This window comes from Mesorhizobium sp. WSM4983 (genome assembly GCF_029625765.1).
Classification (GTDB): domain Bacteria; phylum Pseudomonadota; class Alphaproteobacteria; order Rhizobiales; family Rhizobiaceae; genus Mesorhizobium.
In genome coordinates this window covers 208,611-226,450 of record NZ_JARTVM010000007.1, presented here as the reverse complement: position 1 = coordinate 226,450, position 17,840 = coordinate 208,611, and the positions used below count along the sequence as shown (strand labels likewise).

The following is a 17,840-nucleotide window of genomic DNA, read 5'->3' as shown; positions in this document are numbered from 1 at the left end:
GTGGAAAAGCCGGCAGGCTGGCGACGCTGCGGAGGTAGAACCGCGAAGCGCGCTAAAATGTTCCCTGCGGCACCGGAGTGGCTCATGTATCGCGCCGTGACGCGCAACATCGAAGTGCAGGTCAGGCCGTTCTATCTGGAGGACCGTTCCGATCCGTCCGAGAACCGTTATGTATGGGGCTACCAGGTGACGATCGACAACCGGTCGGACGAGTTCGTGCAGCTTCTGTCGCGCTACTGGCACATCACCGACGGGCGTGGCCGAGTCGAAGAGGTGCGCGGCGAGGGCGTGGTCGGCGACCAGCCGGAGCTCAACCCCGGCGACAGCTATCAGTACACGTCGGGATGCCCGCTCTCGACGCCATCCGGCATCATGGTCGGCCACTACACGATGCGCAACGGTCGCGGCGAAACGTTCGATATCGCCATTCCGGCTTTCTCGCTCGATATGCCGGGAACGAAAAGGACGGTGAATTAAAGAACTCGAGTTCCCCGCCTCCGCAAAGCGGGGGCGAGGAACCGGAGCTTTCTCACTCCGCCGCAAACTCCGCCGGATCGAAGTCGTACTGCGTCGAGCAGAACTCGCAAGCGACATGGATGCCGCCGTCCTCGGTCGAGTCCCTGATCTCCTCGGCCGAAAAGCCTTCGAGAATGCCTCGGATTTTGTCGCGCGAGCAGGAGCACTGATCGGCGACCGGCACACCGCGGAGGACGCGCACGCCGTGCTCGTGGAACAGCCGGTAGAGCAGCCGCTCGGCGCCCACCGTCGGATCGATGAGCTCGGTCGGCTCGATGGTGCCGAGCAGCGCCAAGAGTTCCCGCCAGGAATTGTCGGCCGGTTCGTGCGTCACGTCTCGTGGATCGCCATCCCCGCCCGAAATGTCGGGCACGCGCATGCGTTCGGGCGCCTGCGGCAGGAACTGCGCCAGGATACCGCCGGCGCGCCATTGCTCGCGGGCCCCGCCCGGGCCCGGGGTCACCAGCTTCGCAACCGACATCCTCAGATCGGTCGGGATCTGCTCCGACTGGCGGAAATAGGTGCGCGCGGCTTCTTCCAGCGATGTGCCGTCGAGTTGGACGATGCCCTGATAGCGCTGCGTGTGCGCGCCTTGATCGATGGTCAGGGCCAGGACGCCGGTGCCGAGCAGCTTCTCCTGCGAGATCTCGCCCGAGGCAATCAGTGCCTGCAGCCGGTCGGCGTCGAAGCGCGCATAGGCGCGCAACGAATGCGGCGTGGTGAAGTCTGCCACCAGCATGTCGACCGGTCCGTCGGTGCGGGTCTGCAGGATGAACTTGCCCTCGAATTTCAGCGACGTGCCGAGCAGCACGGTGAGCACGCAGGCCTCCGCCAGCAGGCGCGCGACCGGCTCGGGATAATCGTGACGGCTGAGAATGGCGTCGAGCATCGGCCCGAGCTGCACGGTGCGGCCGCGCACATCCAGGGGCGCTACTTCGTAAGGCACGACATGGTCGTCGCCTGCGAAGCCGAATTCGCCGAGTTTGGGTTGATGCTCAGCCAAGGAAAGCGTTTCCAGCATGACAAAACTCCGGGGCGCATCCATCCCGCTTTCCAGGCGGCATGGGTCGAAGCGCGTTCGATTTCAGTGATGGCCCGCAAATAGGCATCACACATCCCCGGATCAAGTTGGCGCGGATCAAGTCGACCCCGGTCAAGCGCCCAGGCACCAGGCCAGCACCGCCTTCTGGGCGTGCAGCCGGTTCTCGGCCTCGTCGAAGACCACCGAATGCGGTCCGTCGATCACCTCGTCGGTGACCTCCTCGCCGCGATGCGCAGGCAGGCAGTGCATGAAAAGCGCGTCGGACTTCGCCCTCGCCATCAGCGCGGCGTTGACCTGGTAGGGCAGGAAGACGTTATGGCCGCGGGCGCGATGCTCCTGGCCCATCGATACCCAGCTGTCGGTGACGACGCAATCGGCCTGGTCGACGGCCTCTTCGGCCGAGCCGGCAAACCGCACCTTGCCGCCATTGGCCTTCGCCCAGTCGACATATTTCTCGAACGGCTCGCTGCCCTCCGGCACGGCGACATTGAGGTTGAAGCGGAACCGCGCCGAGGCTTCTAGAAGCGAGTGCAGCACATTGTTGCCGTCACCTGTCCAGGCGAAGGTCTTGCCGGCCACCGGACCGCGATGCTCCTCATAGGTCATGATGTCGGCCATCAGCTGGCAGGGATGGGTATCGTCGGTCAGCCCATTGATCACCGGCACGGTCGCGTTTTCGGTGAGTTCCAGCAACCGGTCATGCGAGGTGGTGCGGATCATGATGGCATCGACATAGCGCGACAGCACCTTGGCGGTGTCGGTGATGGTTTCAGAACGGCCGAGCTGCATCTCGGTGCCGGTCAGCATGATGGTCTCGCCGCCGAGTTGGCGCATGCCGACGTCGAAGGAAACGCGCGTGCGCGTCGAAGGCTTGTCGAAGATCATCGCCAGCACCTTGCCCTCGAGCGGCTTCGAACGCTCGCCGGCCTTGAGCCTGGTCTTTCGCGCCATCGCATCGTCCAGCATGATGCGCAGATCGCCTGCGGAAACGGCGGACAGATCGGTGAAGTGACGAACGCTCATCGGCAGATTCCAGAACTACTTCGCGGCTTCGGCCGCGATCGCGTCGGTCAGGCCCTTGGCGCCCGACCGAATGCGCTTCAGCGCCTCGCCGATCTCCTCGTCGGTGACGGTGAGCGGCGGCAAAAGCCGAATGACGTTGTCGCCCGCCGGCACCGCAAGCAAGTGCTGGTCGCGCAGCGCCATGTTAACCTTGGCGTTGGGCATGGCACATTTCAGCCCAAGCATCAGGCCGGTGCCCCGGATGCCTTCGATGACCTCGGGAAATTCGTCGCCGACCGCCGCCAGTCCCTGCTTCAGCAGCAACGCCTTGCGCTGAACGTCCTCGAGGAAGCCGTCGGCCAGCACGACGTCGAGCACGGCATTGCCCACCGCCATCGCCAGCGGATTGCCGCCAAAAGTGGTGCCGTGCACGCCGGCCGTCATGCCGGCCGCCGCTTCGTCGGTCGCGAGGCAGGCACCCATCGGAAACCCGCCGCCGATGCCCTTGGCGATCGCCATCAGGTCAGGCGTGACGCCCGCCCACTCATGCGCGAACAGCTTGCCGGTGCGCCCGATGCCGCACTGGACCTCGTCGAAGATCAGAAGCAGGCCGTGCCGGTCACAGAGCTGCCGAAGCCGCTTCAACGACTGCGTCGGCACCGGGCGGATGCCGCCCTCGCCCTGCACCGGTTCGATCAGGATAGCCGCGGTTTCCGGTGTGATCGCCTTCTCGGCGGCATCGATATCGTCGAACGCGACCTGGTCGAAGCCCTCGACCTTCGGACCGAAACCCTCGAGATATTTGTACTGACCGCCGGCGGCGATCGTCGCCAGCGTGCGGCCGTGGAAGGCGCCCTCGAAAGTGATGATGCGGAAACGCTCCGGATGGCCTTTGACGAACTGATAGCGCCTGGCCGACTTGATGGCGCATTCCAGAGCCTCGGCGCCCGAATTGGTGAAGAACACCTTGTCGGCGAAGGTTGCATCGACCAGCCTTTCGCCCAGCCGGCGCTGCTCCGGGATCTCGTAGAGATTGGAGACGTGCCACAGCTTGGCCGCCTGCCCGGTGAGCGCCGCGACCAGATGCGGATGGCTGTGGCCCAGCGAGTTCACGGCGATGCCGCCGGCGAAGTCGAGATATCGCTCGCCCTTGTCGGTGACCAGCCAGGTCCCCTCCCCGCGGTCGAAGGCCAGGGGTGCGCGAGCAAAAGTCTCGTAAAGCGCCGAACCGCTCATTATATGCGTCTCCGGAACCGGAAATCAAAAAAGCCGCCAATGCGGCGGCCTTTGCGGCTTATCATGTTTTTCGGCCATGAAGTCAACGAAAAGGTCGCGCAGAAGCGCGCGGCAAGGCTCCAGCGCCACGCCGGCCCATCAGCGGTTGGGCAAGTTGGGGAAAACCGTAAAAACCGAATCGGTGTTGCCCTGGGGACTCTTGTCACCGAGTCAGCGCATAAGGTAATTGTAGTCGAGAAATAACTAGATTTCGTGCGGCGGATCTAATCACCCGGTACATGTGGTGTCGTTTGCCCGGCGAGAGCCGGCTCGGGAAAGGATTCTGACCGCCGCACGCCTCAGCAGGAGCGCGGTCTCATGAACTGGACTGACGAGCGAGTCGAACTTCTCAGGAAATTGTGGTCGGAGGGTCTCAGCGCCAGCCAGATCGCCGCGCAGCTCGGCGGTGTGAGCCGCAATGCCGTCATCGGCAAGGTGCATCGCCTGAAACTGTCGGGCCGCGGCCGCGCGACCGCGGCGCCGGCACGGCAGAAGAAGGCCACGCAGGGCGCCTCGATGCAGAAGTCCGTGGCTCGTGCCGCCAGCGCAGCCCGTCATGTGACGGCCTCCATCGGCGCGACCGCTCTGCAGGTGCAGTTCGAGGCGGAGCCGGTGGCGCGGCACTATATCCGCCCGGTCGAGAACGTTGTCGTGCCAATCTCGCGCAACCTGCAGCTCGTCGAGCTGACCGAGCGCACCTGCAAATGGCCCAACGGCGATCCGCTGTCGGAAGACTTCAGCTTCTGCGGCAACGACGCTGGCGAAACCGGGCCGTACTGCAAATACCATGCAAGGGTGGCGTTCCAGCCGGCGGCGGAAAGGCGCAGAAGCCGCTAAGCGAATAGCGAATAGCGAATAGCGAATAGCGAACGAAATAGGAATAACATCGGTATTCGAGTCCGGTACAAGCTTCTTTATCGCTATTGGCTACTCCCTATTCGCTATTTCACAGCCATCCATTCTTCCTGAACCGCCAATACAGGAACGCGCAGATCAGCGCGATGGCGGCCAGGACTGTCGGGTAGCCGTATTCCATCTTCAGTTCAGGCATGTCGTCGAAATTCATGCCGTAAATGCCGGCGAAGGCCGTGGGCACCGCCAGGATGGCCGCCCATGAGGCCAGCTTCTTGGAGATCGCCGTTTCCTGGCTCTGTCCGACCAGAAGGCTTGCCTCGAAGGCGAAGGCGAGCACCTCGCGCAGGCTGTCGATCTTTTCCTGCACGGTGCGGATGTGGTCCGTCACGTCGCGGAACAGCGGATGCATGGCGGCATGGATCTGCGGCAGCTCGGCGCTGGTCAGCCGCCGGCAGACCTCGACCAGCGGCAGCGCCGCGTTGCGCAGCCTGAGCAGATCGCGGCGCAGCATGTAGAGCCGCTCGATGTCGCCACCGCTCATCGGCTTCAGCAGCACCTTGTCCTCGATCTGCTCGACCTCGTCCTCGATCTGCTCGAGCACAGGCATGTAGTTGTCGACGATGAAGTCGAGAATTGCATAGAGGACGAAATCCTCGCCCTTGGCGAGCGAGGACGGGCAGCTTTCCCAGTGCTGGCGCACCGCGGCGTAAGAGGTCGACGGGCCGTGCCTGACGCTGACGATATAGCCGGTGCCGACGAAGAGATGCGTCTCGCCGAAGGTGACGCGGCCATCGATCAGTTGCGCTGTGCGGGCGACGATGAACAAGGCATCGCCATACTGTTCGATTTTCGGCCGCTGATGCGGGTGTTCTGCGTCTTCGATCGCCAGATCATGCAGGTGGAACTGCGCCTGCACCCTAAGCAGCAGGTTGCGGTCCGGCTCGAGCAGGCCGATCCAGACGACATGGCCGGGCTTTGCCGCCCATATTCCGGCCTCTTCGATCGTAATGTCGGCGACGCGCTTGCCGGCGGAATAGACGCTGGACGCAACAATGCCGGATGTCGGCTGCGGGGCCGCGGTCAGGTTTCGAACTTGCTCCATCGCAAAACCTCCCGAGACGGCGACTGACAAAACTGCTGCACCTGGAGGAGCTTAGCCTAAATTAGAAAGCCGTTCGAGTGGCCGCCCTTCACTTGGCCGATCTTGGGTCGCCGATACCGCGTCACCCGGCCGATAGTGGGCCAGGCAACACCACCTGGTCGGTCTTGTCGCCCTTCGGCCGCTCGGCCGGCATCTGGTCGCCGGTGACGATGTAATAGATGGTTTCGGCGATGTTGGTGGCGTGGTCGCCGATCCGCTCGATGTTCTTGGCGCAGAACAGCAAGTGGGTGCAGGGGGTGATGTTGCGCGGATCTTCCATCATATAGGTCAGAAGTTCACGGAACAGCGAAGTGTACATGGCGTCGATCTGGTCGTCGCGGTCGCGCACGAAGCCGATCTTCTCGACCGAGCGCGAGGCATAGACGTCGAGCACTTCCTTAAGCTGCGTCAACGCCAGATCGGCTAGCGCCTTGAGGCCGCGGAAGAGGCTGCTCGGCTGGCGGCCGTCAATGACCGCCGCGACGCGCTTGGCGACGTTCTTGCCGAGATCGCCGACGCGCTCGATGTCGGCCGAGATGCGGATGGCGCCGACGATCTCGCGCAGGTCCGTCGCCATCGGCTGGCGCCTGGCGATGATGACGATCGCCTTGTCGTCGATCTCGCGCTGTCCCTCGTCGAGAACGAGATCGTCCTGGATGACTTTCTGTGCCAAACCCGGATCGGCGTTCACGAGGGCCGCGATAGCCTGCTCGACCATGCGCTCGGCATGCCCGCCCATGGCGGCGATGCGCTTCGACAGGAATTTCAGTTCTTCGTCATAGGCACTGACAATGTGGACGGACTGCATCGATATGCCTTCTCGGTTCCTGCCGGCTGGTGCGTTCCCTCAATCTGCCGCTGATACGCGAGCCGGATGACAGAAAAAAGAAAATGCCGGTTGCCAACCAATATAGGATCATTGAGCCGGCAAATGAACCGTGAACGCCGCGCCCTTGCCGACTTCCGACTTGATCGACAGCCTTGCGTTATGACGTGTCAATATATGCTTGACGATCGAAAGGCCAAGGCCGGTGCCTTTCTGAGTCCGGCTGTTTTCCACGTCGACGCGGTAGAAGCGCTCCGTGATGCGGGGAATGTGTTCCTCGGCAATGCCTGGACCATAGTCCCTTATGGTCACGTCGATGCCTGGGTCGTGGCCGTCCTCGGCGTGTGCTATCGACACGGTGACGCGTCCGCCCGACTGGCCGTATTTGCAGGCATTCTCCAGCAGGTTCTCGAAAACCTGGAAGAGCTCGTCGCGGTCGCCCGGCACGGAAATCGGCCCATCGATGAAGTCCCGCTCGATGGCGATGCCGTTCTCGTTGGCCAGCGGCGCGAGCGAGTCGATGACGCTGTCGATGGTCTGTCGAAGGTCGACTTCGGTTCCCGGCCGCAGATAGGGCTTCATCTCCAGCCGCGACAGCGACAACAGGTCGTCGATCAGGCGCGCCATGCGGCCCGTCTGGTTCTGCATGATCTGCAGGAACTGGTCGCGCGCTGCCGCATCGTTGCGGGCAGGCCCGCGCAACGTCTCGATGAAGCCGGCGATCGAGGCGAGCGGGGTGCGCAGCTCATGGCTGGCATTGGCGATGAAGTCGGCGCGCATGCGGTCGATGCGGCGCGCCTCGCTCTGATCCTTGAACACCAGCACGTAAAGATCGGTGCCATGGCCGACCGAGGACGCGCTCACCCGGTATGTGCGCTCGACCGGCAGCTTTTCCGTGTAGTCGACGACATCTGACGCCATAGTTCCCGAGACGATCCCGTCAAGCAAAGCCTGCATTTCCGGCGCGCGGAATTTGAGCGACAGCGACATGCCGGGGGCCAGCCCACCGAAGGCGGCAAAGGCGGCCGCGTTGGCGTGGACGATAGTGGCGGTCCGGTCGAAGATGATCAGCGGATCGGCAACGGCGGCGGCCAGATATTCGCCGGACAGCCGCTGCAACCCGCCGACTTCGATGGCGGCAGTCCCGCCGGCTGACTGGCGCTCGGCGGCGGTCGGCAGCATTGCGGCCGCGACCAGCAACGCCACGGCCAGCAGAGGCACAAAGATCGAAGGGCCGTCGAAACAATAGACGCCGAGGACCGCGACCAGGGCCGCGGCCAGCAACCAGCGGCTGCGCCGCAGCTGGGCTATGGCTGCCCGCGTTGCGCCTTTCTGGTCTGCGCCCTTATCGACCATGCGCTGCCTCGTATCTCACGTCGGTGAAAGGTCAGCCGACTCGACCTGCGCATGACCCCAAAAATCGGAATCGATTTTCTGGAGTGTTCATGCGCAAAATCAAAGTGCTACCGCGCGTCCGGTCGGACGCAACGCCTCAGAGGCTCCCATAGCACGAGTCCGCAAGCTGAAAAGGTTCGTCCCGATGAAAAAAGCCGAGGGAAATGCCGACGCGGCGCCTGCCGCAGGACCGATCAAGATGAGGATAGGCGGTAAGGAACGCGAGTTCGACATCGACAACCCGGTGCTGCCGGACTGGATCGAGGACAACAAGCTGACCGCCGGCGGCTATCCCTACGACAAGAAGATGAAGGGTGAAGAGTACGACGAGGAACTCGAGCGGCTGCAGATCGAATTGGTCAAGGCGCAGGCCTGGCTGCAGGCGACCGGCAAACGGGTGTTGGCGCTGTTCGAGGGGCGCGACGCGGCCGGCAAGGGCGGCACGATCTTCGTCCTGCGGCAGTACATGAACCCGCGCACGGCGCGCAACGTGGCGCTGACCAAGCCGACGCCGACGGAGCATGGCCAATGGTACTATCAGCGCTATGTCGACCATTTCCCGACCTCCGGCGAGTTCGTCACCTTCGACCGCTCCTGGTATAACCGCGCCGGCGTCGAGCCGGTCATGGGATTCTGCACCCCGGAGCAGCACGCGACATTCCTCGACGAGACGCCGCATTTCGAGCGCATGATCTGCAACGAGGGCATACACTTGTTCAAATTCTGGCTGAACATCGGCCACGAGACCCAGCTCGAACGGTTCCATGACCGCCGCTGGTCGCCATTGAAGAACTGGAAATTCTCGCCGATCGACATCGCCGGCATCAGCAAATGGGACGACTACACCAAGGCGCGCGACCTGATGTTCGAGCGCACTCACAAGGAGTTCGCGCCCTGGATCATCGTGCGCGCCAACGACAAGCGCCGTGCGCGGCTTGCGGTGATCCAGCGTATCCTTCTGTCCTTGCCTTATGACGGCCGCGACCTCGACGCCGTCGGCAAGCCCGACAAGAAGATCATCGGGGAAGGCCCGTCGTTCCTGGAGAAATAGCTTGCACCGTGCCCGCGGCCGGCGGCCAACATTACAGCGCCGCGCACCTTCGCGGGTACGCGGCGCTGAGACTTTCCACCAAGGTGTCACGCCGCGAGGCGGGCGATCCGCTGCAAACGCTTCAGCGTGGCATCGTCCTGCAGCGCTTGCTGGAACAGCGATATCTCATGGTCGATGCGGTCGCACAGAACGTCCGTATCCCCCTTGAGCAGGCCGCGGGTCTGCAACAGCGCGGCAACCGGCTTCTTGGCGAGCTGCCTTGCCCGCGCCAAGGCTATTTCCTCGGCGCTGCCTTCCACGATCTCACCGACAAGGCCAAGCGCCTTGGCGTCGTCGACGCCCAGTGTGTCGCCCAGGCAAAAGAAGCGGAAGGCGCCGGCATAGCCGAGCTTCTGGGGTGCCAGGATGCTGGTCGCCGCGTCCGGTACCAGGCCGAAATCGACGAACGGCACCCTGAACGTGCTGCCCCTGGAGGCGATCACCATGTCGCAGTGGAACAAGATGGTGCAGCCGACGCCGACGGCGTCCCCGTCCACGCAGGCAAGGACCGGCTTGGGAAAGGTCGCAAGCCTGCGAAACATATCGGTGACGGCGGCAATCAGCTGCTGGTGCTTGGCGGCGTCGAGGAACTCCGAGAAATCGCCGCCGAGGCAAAAGCAGCCGGCGAGGCCGCGCAGCACGACCACGCGAATCTCGTCGTTGACGGCGGCCTCGTGGAAGGTCCTGGCGAGGCTCGCATAGGCGTGCCTGTCCAGCACCGGCCGGCCGTCATGCGAGGATACGGTGACGACCAGCGTGTGGCCACGCAGCTCAGGTTCGGGGTGGAAGCTCATGACAACCTCCTCACGAAGCCTGTCTGAGGCCGAGCTGGCCGGGATAGCCTCTCATCAGCACCGGCGGGAAGTGGTTGCGGCGCTGGCGCACCACCTCCAGCGTATGCTCGGAAAAGGTGAGCAGCGTCGCCACCACCTGCTGGTTGCCATAGGTGCGCTGGTAACCGAGCGGCGTCGCCAGGAAGTGCAGCTGCAGCGCGCGCAGCACCCACATCGGTTCGAACTCGATGATAACCTGGTTGACGTTGCGCTTGAGGCCCCATTCGACGAAACCTGCGATCAGCTCGGTGCCGACCGTCGAGACGCCGCGCTTGCCATCACGGAAGCCCGGCGCCACCGCATAGCGGGTCAGCTCCCAGACTCGCGGCCCCGAGGGCGGCGTCCCCTCATAGAGGTCCGTCAGCACATCAGTCAGTAGATGCGGCCGCGTCGTCGGCAGCATGCGCTGATAGCCGGCTAGCTCGCCGTTGCGGATGACGAGGTGATGCTCGGCCTCGTCATGATCGAATTGGTCAATCTCGAGGCCGTCCGGGCGGTCGAGATCGGTCCAGCCCATCTCCTCGACGAAGATCTTGTAGCGCAGGCGGTGAACCGCTTCCCACAGATCGGGGCGCTCCATCAATTCCTGAGTTGTGAGGGAAAAAAGCATTAGCCGTCTCCTGGGCTTGAGAGGAAGATACGGCCGGGCTCTCCGGAAAATATTACGCGATCGCGTAGGCAAGAATTTTTAGGTCGGCACCGACCGACCCCGCCAATATAGCCGCGCCTAACTGCCTCCGCGACCGCCTGCACGCGGTTGGCGACGCCCAGTTTGCTTTGGCGTTAAGAAAGTATTAGCCCTCTCTTAAGACAAGGACACCGCTCGCCCTTGCTTAAAATATTACGCGAATGCGCATGGGACCGTTTCTGGGCCAGCACGGCCGATTTAGCTAATATAGCCACGCCTGATCGCCTCGGCGACTGCCTGCACACGGTTAGCGGCGCCCAGTTTGCTCTTCGCGTTGAGAAGGTGTTTCTCGGAGGTATGCTCCGAAATGCCGAGAATCTGCGAAATTTCCCACTCGGACTTTCCGACAGCTGCCCATTGCAGGCATTCGCGCTCACGCGGTGTGAGTTCGATGTGGTCGACGACCTTGCCGGCCATCGTGTGAAGCTGCATGGCGCGGCCGATGGCGTAGGTGGACACCAGCGAGACCATTCCGAATTCGACGTCCGACAGTTCAACGGACTCGCCACCCAGCGAGACCATGACGATCTGGCCGTCGAGCGTGACCAGCGGGAAGGCGAGGCCGTCGCGCAGCTTGAACTCGCGGGCGTCGCCCATGACCTCGTCGCTGCTCTTGTCGATGACGATGGCCTGGGAAGCCTCCCGCCACTGGAACGGGGCCTGCAATTGCTTCATGTGGCTGACGACCGGATCATGGTCGACATAGTTGCGCGCCACATAGCGCTCCAGCCACTCGCCCGGCCAGTCGCAGAGCAGCACATGGTCCTTCTGCTGGCCGCGCGGCGTGCCGGGTTGCGGGACCGTTCCGGCCATCAGCGCCGTCAGCCCGAAACTCGAGGTGACGCCGAGCAGCCGCTCGCACACTGCCGCAGCAGTGTTGGCGTGCTGTAATTGGTCGATGTATTCCAGAGTTCTATCGAACATGCTCATCGCAACATCTACCCCATGTTGCTTCTGCTTTTCGTACCGATAGTAGATGCCCGAACCACCCTTCGCCATCAACCCCGGACCACAAGTTTCTTCGCGACACCTGCCCCTGTTGCGGGCGCGCGCTGAAACTTGCAAACGCACTAAACCATACGCCGAATTCGCCCGTTTGAAATCAAAAACATTGTGCCTGCACTGTTTTCGTACGAAAAGCCAAGGACATGATTGGGCGGAGCGTTATCGTGCCATTCCGATGGATATTTCTGGCCCTCCTGTCGGCGCTGATCGGAGCGTTGCCATTTGCCGACGCGACTCGCGCGGCGGAGCCGCAGGTTCCGGTGCTGTGGGATGCCAAGGAGCGGCTGCCGAAGCCCGATCTTTCGGCGTTGCCGAGGCTGAGGTTCCTCACCACCACCGATTTTCCGCCTTTCAACTTCCTCGACGGCTCCGGCCGGCTGTCGGGTTTCCACATCGACCTGGCGCGGGCGATCTGCGCCGAACTCGGCATCGTCGAGAAATGCCAGATCCAGGCGCTGCCCTGGAACGATCTCGACGACGCGCTGCGGAAAGGCGAAGGCGAGGCGATCATCGCCGGCATCGCGGCGACGCCGGAAAGCCGCGAGAAATACGCCTTCTCGCGTTCCTATCTGCAGTTCCCGGCGCGCTTCATCATGCCGAAGGCCAAGGCGTTTACCGAGCCGATCCTCGACAAGCTGCGCAGCAAGCGCGTGGGCGTCATCGCCGGCTCGGCGCATGAGAAGATGCTGCGCGACTATTTCAGCACGGTGCAGGTCGTGCCCTTCGACAAGCCCGAGGACCTCTACGCGGACCTCAAGGCCGGCAGGATCGACGCCGCCTTCGGCGACGGCATGCGCTTCGCCTTCTGGCTTGGCGGCTCGGAAGCCGCCGGGTGCTGCCGCTTCGCCGGCGGCCCTTATCTGGCGCCCGAATATCTGGGCTCGGGCATGGCGATCGCCACCAGGGCGGGCGACCCGGCGCTGGCCGCCGCCTTCGACTACGCGCTGCAGGAAATCTCGATCAAGGGAACCTTCGCCGAGTTCTATCTGCGCTATTTTCCGGTGAGCTTTTTCTAAGTCAGTGTGCGCAGGCGGGCCTTCGCCGCACGGGCGATCGCCGCCACGGTGAGCGTGTCGAGATCGAGTTCCCGTCGGATGAGCTGCAGCACCCTCAACTCCTCCATGCGCATTTCGAGATCGACTGCCGCGACCTCGAAAGCGGCGGCATAGGCGGTGTCACGCAACCGCTCCGGCAGCGCATCGGCGACGCGCGCGAGGACGCCTTCCAGCCCGTCCTTGTCGTGCAGAGCCTGCTGGCACGCTTGAGCCACGCCGACCAGGCTGTCGCTGTTGAAATCGACAAACACGGGCCAAGAACGGACGACGTCCCCGATCCGCGCCAGTTCGACATCGGTCATGTCGCGGTCGGATGCCGAAGTGATGACCATGAGATAGATCAGGGCTTCGTGCGGCGTCAAAGGCATTCAAAACTCCTTGATGGTGAGGCTTCAACGTAGGATTGGCAGTGAGGCGCCGCAAGGAAAAGCGCCGCAAATCGTTGACGCTCCGGCCCGTCGCGCCTAGAGACCGGGTGAAAATCTTTGCGCGCCCAAGCCGACACATCTGGCCGGCAGATTACCTGGAAAGTGACATGACGGGATCAAACATCATCGATCTCAATGCCGAGATGCTTGCGGCCGCCGGCGAAAGCAAGGCATGGCCGTTCGAAGAAGCCAAGAAGATCATTGCCCGCTACAAGAACAAGGACTTTCCCGATACCGTCCTGTTCGAGACCGGCTACGGCCCGTCCGGCCTGCCGCATATCGGCACCTTCGGCGAGGTGGCGCGCACCACGATGGTAAGGCACGCCTTCCGCGTGCTGACGCAGGACAAGGTCAAGACCAAGCTGTTGTGCTTCTCCGACGATATGGACGGCATGCGCAAGATTCCCGACAACGTGCCCGATCGCGCGGCGCTCGAGCCCTACCTGCACAAGCCGCTCACATCGGTGCCCAATCCGTTCGGCGGCGATTATGCGAGCTTCGCCGACCACAACAACGCGATGCTCTGCCGCTTCCTCGACACGTTCGGCTTCGACTATGAGTTCGCCAGCGCGACCCAATACTACAAGTCCGGGCGCTTCGACGAAGTGCTGCTGCGCGCCGCCGAGCGCTATGACGAGATCATGGCGGTGATGCTGCCGACGCTCGGCGAAGAGCGCCAGGCGACCTACAGCCCATTCCTGCCGATCTCGCCGAAAAGCGGCCGCGTGCTCTACGTGCCGATGAAGCATGTCGACGCCAAGGCCGGCACCATCACCTTCGACGACGAAGGCAGCGAGACCACGCTGCCGGTCACCGGCGGCCATGTGAAGCTGCAGTGGAAGCCGGATTTCGGCATGCGCTGGGCAGCGCTCGGCGTCGATTTCGAAATGTTCGGCAAGGACCACCAGACCAACGCGGCAATCTACGACCGCATCTGCAACATCCTCGGCGGCCGCGCGCCGGAGCATTTCGTCTACGAGCTGTTCCTCGACGAGAACGGCCAGAAGATCTCGAAGTCGAAGGGCAATGGGCTCACCATCGACGAATGGCTGACCTATGCGCCCACCGAGAGCCTCGGCCTCTACATGTACCAGCGGCCGCGGCAGGCCAAGAAGCTTTATTTCGACGTTATCCCGAAGGCGGTCGACGAATATTACGCCTTCCTGTCCGCCTATCCGCGCCAGGAATGGAAGGAGCGGCTCGGCAACCCGGTCTGGCACATGCATGACGGCAATCCGCCGGCCATCGACCTGCCGGTCCCGTTCGCGCTGCTGCTCAATCTGGTCAGCGCCTCCAACGCGCATGACAAGGCGGTGCTGTGGGGTTTCATCTCGCGCCATGCGTCCGGGGTGACGCCGCAGACGCACCCCGAGCTCGACCGGCTGACAGGGTATGCCATCCGCTATTTCGACGACTTCGTGAAGCCGACCAAGGTCTATCGCGCCGCCGACGAGGTGGAGCGCGAGGCGCTGGCGAAGCTTTCGGAAGCGCTCGGCGAGCTGCCGCAGGGCGCGGACGGCGAGGCGATCCAGAACGCGGCGCTCAACGTCGCGCGGCGGATCGAGCGCTATCAGGACCATTCCAAGCAGAGCCCGGAAGGCGGACCCGGCGTGTCGGTCGCCTTCTTCCAGATGATCTATCAGGTGCTGATCGGACAGGAACGGGGGCCGCGTTTCGGCTCTTTCGCGGCGCTCTACGGCATTACGGAGACGCGCGCGCTCATTGAGCGGGCCCTGGCTGGTCAGCTGGCTGCGTAACGTCGCCATCTTCCGCCGGCAGGATGGAACTCGGCGCGGCGGGCGCCGGGCCGGTGGCGGCCGGCAATGCCGGCAGGCCGCCGAGATTCGGAGCGGCGCCGAAAATGCCTTTCCTCGCCGCGCGCGCCTTGTCGCCCGCCTCGACATAGGGGCCGCCTGGCGCCGCGCGGGCCCAGCCGTTTTCCACCAGCCACAGACCGACATCCTTGTTGCCGACCCAGCACTTGACCGCGATGGCCTTCTGCCCGTCTTGCGGCGGCACTGAGCAGACCAGGGTCCGGCCACGCAGGAAAGCGCGGAATGCCGTCCTGGCGCGAACCCCGCAGTCCCATGACTTGCCTTCGTCGCTGCAGGTCTCGTCCTCTTTGACGATGTCGATGCCCGACACGGCGATGGAGTAATCCTTGGCCTTGATCAGGCCGGCGGCGGTCGCGACGGGCTGGAGCAACTTGGTGCCCTCCTCGCCATCCGGCATTTTCGTTTTCCGCGGCTTGGGCGGACCGGCCAGCGCCAGATCGCTGAGCGGCGCGCGCGGCTCGACCCGTTCCAGTTCCTCGGCAGGCACTTCGGGTGGCGCCACCACGTCGGGATCGATTGCCCGCGAATGCGCCACCGGCTTCGGCGGCTGCGGCGCGGCAGGCGCCAGAATGGCGGACGTCGCCGGTTCCGCAGTTATCGGTTCCCGAGGCGCCACATCGGCGTCTTGCCCCGGAAGTGCACTGGCCGGATCGATCTGATCGACCGCGACGACGCTTTCGCTGCCCTTCAGCGAGTGGCCTCCGGCGACGACCAGCGCCGCCATTGCCGGAACCGCCGCAAGCGCCAGGGCAAGATGGAGGACCCGCACCAGCCCGGACCTACTGGCTTGCCCAGACGATCCGCGCCACCCACTCGACCTCGCTCATCGAGATGTCGCGGTCCGGGTGAGCGGGGTTAAGCGAGACCAGCACGACCGACTTCGCGGTCTGCCGGTCGAGCACCTTGGCCATCACCTCGCCGGCGGTGGTCTTGACGACGACGCGGTCGCCCTTGCGCGTCGGCGCGCCCGGCTCGACGATCAGCACGTCGCCATTGCGGTAGAGCGGCAGCATGGAATCGCCCTGGACCTTCAGCGCATAGGAGGTTTCCGCCGCCCGCGCCGGAAGCTCGACCAGATCCCAGCCCTGCCCCGAGGGATAGCCGGCATCGTCGAAGAAACCGCCGGCACCGGCCTGGGCGAAGCCAAGCAGCGGCACGGCCATACGCGGCGGCGGCGCGGCGGAGGCACCGTGACCCTCAACCAGCACGGTGAATTCTTCCAGCGAGGCGCCGGTGGCCTCGATGATCTTGGCCAGCGATTCGGTCGAAGGCCAGCGCGGCCGGCCGTCGGAGGACAGGCGCTTGGATTTGTTGAAGGCGGTCGAATCGAGGCCCGCGCGGCGGGCGAGACCGGAAGCCGAGAGCGAATAGCGCTCGGCAAGAGCATCGATTGCGGCCCAGACGCGATCGTGTGAGAGCAAGTCCGCTCTCCTTCGAAAAACAGGAAAAAATGCCTCACTGCTGTCTAACGCGCGACCATTCAATTGTCCACCGGCGCGAACAGCGGATTGCAGAGAAAGTCGCCGCTTCCGCAAGATTGACGGGCTCGATCCTGAGCCGGGCGCCGGCACCGACCATGTCGCCGCGTGCGCAATGCATCGTTCGACCCCGGCCGAAACGTCTCGGTGCGCAAGCTTGGTAGGGTGCGGTCCTCGAATTACGAAGGACTGCTCATGTTGCCGAACCACCAATCCATCGCCCCATCCGTTCTGTATTTTGGGACGCCTGTCGTCCTGATGGTTACCCGAAACGATGACGGCACCGCCAACATTACACCCATGTCGTCCGCGTGGGCCTTGGGTTCATGCGTGGTCCTCGGCTTGAGTTCGGCGACCCAGGGCGCATCAATCTTCTGCGGGATGGCGAATGCACCCTCAATTTTCCCGCGGCCAGCCTCTGGGCGAATGTCGAACGGATCGCGCGCACCACGGGTGCGAATCCAGTTCCACCCCATAAGGCCGAATTGGGGTTCGTTCATGAGGCCGACAAGTTCGCTTTAGGCGGCTTTGCGATCCAGCCCAGCGAATTGATCCGGACGCCGAGGATCGCAGAATGTCCCCTGCAGTTCGAAACACGCCTGCTGACTTGCCATCGTAGCGCGAAGCAGCAAGGCGCATCCTCGATCCACCTCATCGTGGAGGTAGACGTGCAGCGAGTGCATGCGCTCAGCAGCATCGTCTTGCCGGGAACAAACCACATCGACACTGCGCGATGGAATCCGCTGTTCTATGTGTTCCGGCACTATTTTGGCGACGCGGTCGAGCTGGGCAAAACCTTCCGGGCCGAACATTGAACGCTTGCTCGATCAGGCCCGCTTGGCCTGTTCGCGCAGGTTCCGGTGCGAGATCATGAATGCCCGCTCGGGCTCGGTCGGCGGGCGCGGTGCCGCCGAATGGCCGAGCGCCGCGACGACCTCCTCAATTTCGAGAAAGCGGCCACCGCGCCGGTCATAGACGCCGCCGGTGGTCAGGATCAGCGCCGCCGTCTCGCCAGTGTCGAGGACGAAGCGGTGCTTGCCGATCACGGAAGTGCCTTCCCAGGTCTCGATCGACGACACCACCTCGAAGCGGCGCCACAGCCTGATCTCGCGCACATAGGCCGCTTGCAGCCCGCCGATCATCGGCGCCCAGCCGTCGCGTCGCGCGAGCGCGACAAGACCGACGCGAAGAAAAACATCGATACGGCCAAGATCGGCCAGCATCATGTAACGAGCATTGTTGAGATGGCTGTTGAAATCGATGTCGGTCGGCAGGCAGCGAAAGGCAAGCCGGCTCTGATCGCCGATTTGATAAGGGCCACGGCTACGCGCCGTGGCCATCATGCGCGCGAGGCGCCCCCAGACATACATCAGAGT

General features: G+C 63.6%; 19 protein-coding genes. 6 read left to right on the top strand and 13 right to left on the bottom strand.

The window, feature by feature from the left end:
• Nucleotides 1–84 precede the first annotated feature (84 nt).
• A complete protein-coding gene (apaG, locus tag P9254_RS20250) occupies nt 85–477 on the top strand; it encodes a Co2+/Mg2+ efflux protein ApaG (protein WP_095799368.1) in 393 nt (130 codons plus the stop codon).
• A 52-nt stretch (nt 478–529) separates the two neighbouring features.
• Here apaG and P9254_RS20245 read toward each other — a convergent pair whose 3' ends face one another.
• The 3 genes from P9254_RS20245 to P9254_RS20235 all read right to left on the bottom strand — a co-directional run bounded on the left by P9254_RS20245 (nt 530) and on the right by P9254_RS20235 (nt 3,796).
• Nucleotides 530–1,561, bottom strand: coding sequence for an Hsp33 family molecular chaperone (locus P9254_RS20245; RefSeq protein WP_278055657.1), 1,032 nt, complete (start codon nt 1,559–1,561; stop codon nt 530–532).
• A gap of 108 nt (nt 1,562–1,669) precedes the next feature.
• The gene (gene argF / locus P9254_RS20240; RefSeq protein ID WP_278052607.1) at nt 1,670–2,581 is read right to left on the bottom strand and encodes an ornithine carbamoyltransferase; all 912 of its coding nucleotides are present in this window, start codon (nt 2,579–2,581) and stop codon (nt 1,670–1,672) included.
• A 15-nt stretch (nt 2,582–2,596) separates the two neighbouring features.
• Nucleotides 2,597–3,796 (bottom strand): aspartate aminotransferase family protein, encoded by a 1,200-nt coding sequence (locus P9254_RS20235; RefSeq protein WP_095829193.1) that lies wholly within the window; start codon nt 3,794–3,796, stop codon nt 2,597–2,599.
• 357 nt (nt 3,797–4,153) lie between these two features.
• On the opposite strand from P9254_RS20235, the gene P9254_RS20230 reads away from it, so the two are divergent.
• Nucleotides 4,154–4,672, top strand: a complete 519-nt coding sequence (locus tag P9254_RS20230) for a GcrA family cell cycle regulator (RefSeq protein WP_066996757.1) — start codon at nt 4,154–4,156, stop codon at nt 4,670–4,672.
• A 109-nt stretch (nt 4,673–4,781) separates the two neighbouring features.
• Here the strand turns inward: P9254_RS20230 and P9254_RS20225 are convergent, their stop codons facing one another.
• The 3 genes from P9254_RS20225 to P9254_RS20215 all read right to left on the bottom strand — a co-directional run bounded on the left by P9254_RS20225 (nt 4,782) and on the right by P9254_RS20215 (nt 8,013).
• Nucleotides 4,782–5,792 carry a magnesium and cobalt transport protein CorA gene (locus P9254_RS20225; protein ID WP_127215491.1) on the bottom strand — a complete coding sequence of 337 codons (1,011 nt, stop codon included), beginning with the start codon at nt 5,790–5,792 and terminating at the stop codon, nt 4,782–4,784.
• Nucleotides 5,793–5,913: 121 nt separating this feature from the next.
• Nucleotides 5,914–6,639, bottom strand: coding sequence for a phosphate signaling complex protein PhoU (phoU, locus tag P9254_RS20220; RefSeq protein ID WP_127215490.1), 726 nt, complete (start codon nt 6,637–6,639; stop codon nt 5,914–5,916).
• A 108-nt stretch (nt 6,640–6,747) separates the two neighbouring features.
• Nucleotides 6,748–8,013 (bottom strand): ATP-binding protein, encoded by a 1,266-nt coding sequence (locus P9254_RS20215; RefSeq protein WP_278055661.1) that lies wholly within the window; start codon nt 8,011–8,013, stop codon nt 6,748–6,750.
• Between the two features lie 184 nt (nt 8,014–8,197).
• Here P9254_RS20215 and ppk2 point away from each other — a divergent pair, with 184 nt between their 5' ends.
• Nucleotides 8,198–9,103, top strand: a complete 906-nt coding sequence (ppk2, locus tag P9254_RS20210) for a polyphosphate kinase 2 (protein WP_127215488.1) — start codon at nt 8,198–8,200, stop codon at nt 9,101–9,103.
• 86 nt (nt 9,104–9,189) lie between these two features.
• On the opposite strand, the gene P9254_RS20205 is transcribed toward ppk2, so the two are convergent.
• From P9254_RS20205 to P9254_RS20195, 3 genes are all read right to left on the bottom strand, one after another.
• A complete protein-coding gene (locus P9254_RS20205; RefSeq protein ID WP_127325605.1) occupies nt 9,190–9,936 on the bottom strand; it encodes an enoyl-CoA hydratase-related protein in 747 nt (248 codons plus the stop codon).
• A gap of 10 nt (nt 9,937–9,946) precedes the next feature.
• Complete coding sequence (locus P9254_RS20200) at nt 9,947–10,585, bottom strand: acyl-homoserine-lactone synthase (protein WP_066996739.1); 639 nt, start codon at nt 10,583–10,585, stop codon at nt 9,947–9,949.
• A 276-nt stretch (nt 10,586–10,861) separates the two neighbouring features.
• Nucleotides 10,862–11,593 carry a helix-turn-helix transcriptional regulator gene (locus P9254_RS20195; protein WP_066996863.1) on the bottom strand — a complete coding sequence of 244 codons (732 nt, stop codon included), beginning with the start codon at nt 11,591–11,593 and terminating at the stop codon, nt 10,862–10,864.
• Nucleotides 11,594–11,832: 239 nt separating this feature from the next.
• Between P9254_RS20195 and P9254_RS20190 the strand changes: the two genes are divergently transcribed.
• Nucleotides 11,833–12,684, top strand: a complete 852-nt coding sequence (locus P9254_RS20190; protein WP_442920109.1) for a transporter substrate-binding domain-containing protein — start codon at nt 11,833–11,835, stop codon at nt 12,682–12,684.
• Here P9254_RS20190 and P9254_RS20185 read toward each other — a convergent pair.
• A complete protein-coding gene (locus P9254_RS20185; protein ID WP_067322705.1) occupies nt 12,681–13,091 on the bottom strand; it encodes a tellurite resistance TerB family protein in 411 nt (136 codons plus the stop codon). The two genes, P9254_RS20190 and P9254_RS20185, sit on opposite strands and share 4 nt — an antisense overlap.
• Nucleotides 13,092–13,258: 167 nt before the next feature.
• Between P9254_RS20185 and P9254_RS20180 the strand changes: the two genes are divergently transcribed.
• Entirely contained in the window at nt 13,259–14,908 is a 1,650-nt protein-coding gene (locus P9254_RS20180) for a lysine--tRNA ligase (RefSeq protein ID WP_095799363.1), read from the top strand.
• Here P9254_RS20180 and P9254_RS20175 read toward each other — a convergent pair.
• Both P9254_RS20175 and P9254_RS20170 read right to left on the bottom strand, forming a co-directional pair.
• A complete protein-coding gene (locus tag P9254_RS20175) occupies nt 14,871–15,755 on the bottom strand; it encodes a thermonuclease family protein (RefSeq protein WP_278052591.1) in 885 nt (294 codons plus the stop codon). The two genes, P9254_RS20180 and P9254_RS20175, sit on opposite strands and share 38 nt — an antisense overlap.
• A 10-nt stretch (nt 15,756–15,765) precedes the next feature.
• The gene (locus P9254_RS20170) at nt 15,766–16,407 is read right to left on the bottom strand and encodes a S24 family peptidase (protein ID WP_095799361.1); all 642 of its coding nucleotides are present in this window, start codon (nt 16,405–16,407) and stop codon (nt 15,766–15,768) included.
• Nucleotides 16,408–16,790: 383 nt separating this feature from the next.
• Here P9254_RS20170 and P9254_RS20165 point away from each other — a divergent pair, with 383 nt between their 5' ends.
• Complete coding sequence (locus P9254_RS20165) at nt 16,791–17,279, top strand: flavin reductase family protein (protein WP_278055668.1); 489 nt, start codon at nt 16,791–16,793, stop codon at nt 17,277–17,279.
• Nucleotides 17,280–17,291: 12 nt separating this feature from the next.
• Here the strand turns inward: P9254_RS20165 and P9254_RS20160 are convergent, their stop codons facing one another.
• Nucleotides 17,292–17,834: a thioesterase family protein gene (locus P9254_RS20160; RefSeq protein ID WP_278055670.1), complete on the bottom strand. Its 543-nt coding sequence runs from the start codon at nt 17,832–17,834 to the stop codon at nt 17,292–17,294.
• Nucleotides 17,835–17,840: the final 6 nt, after the last annotated feature.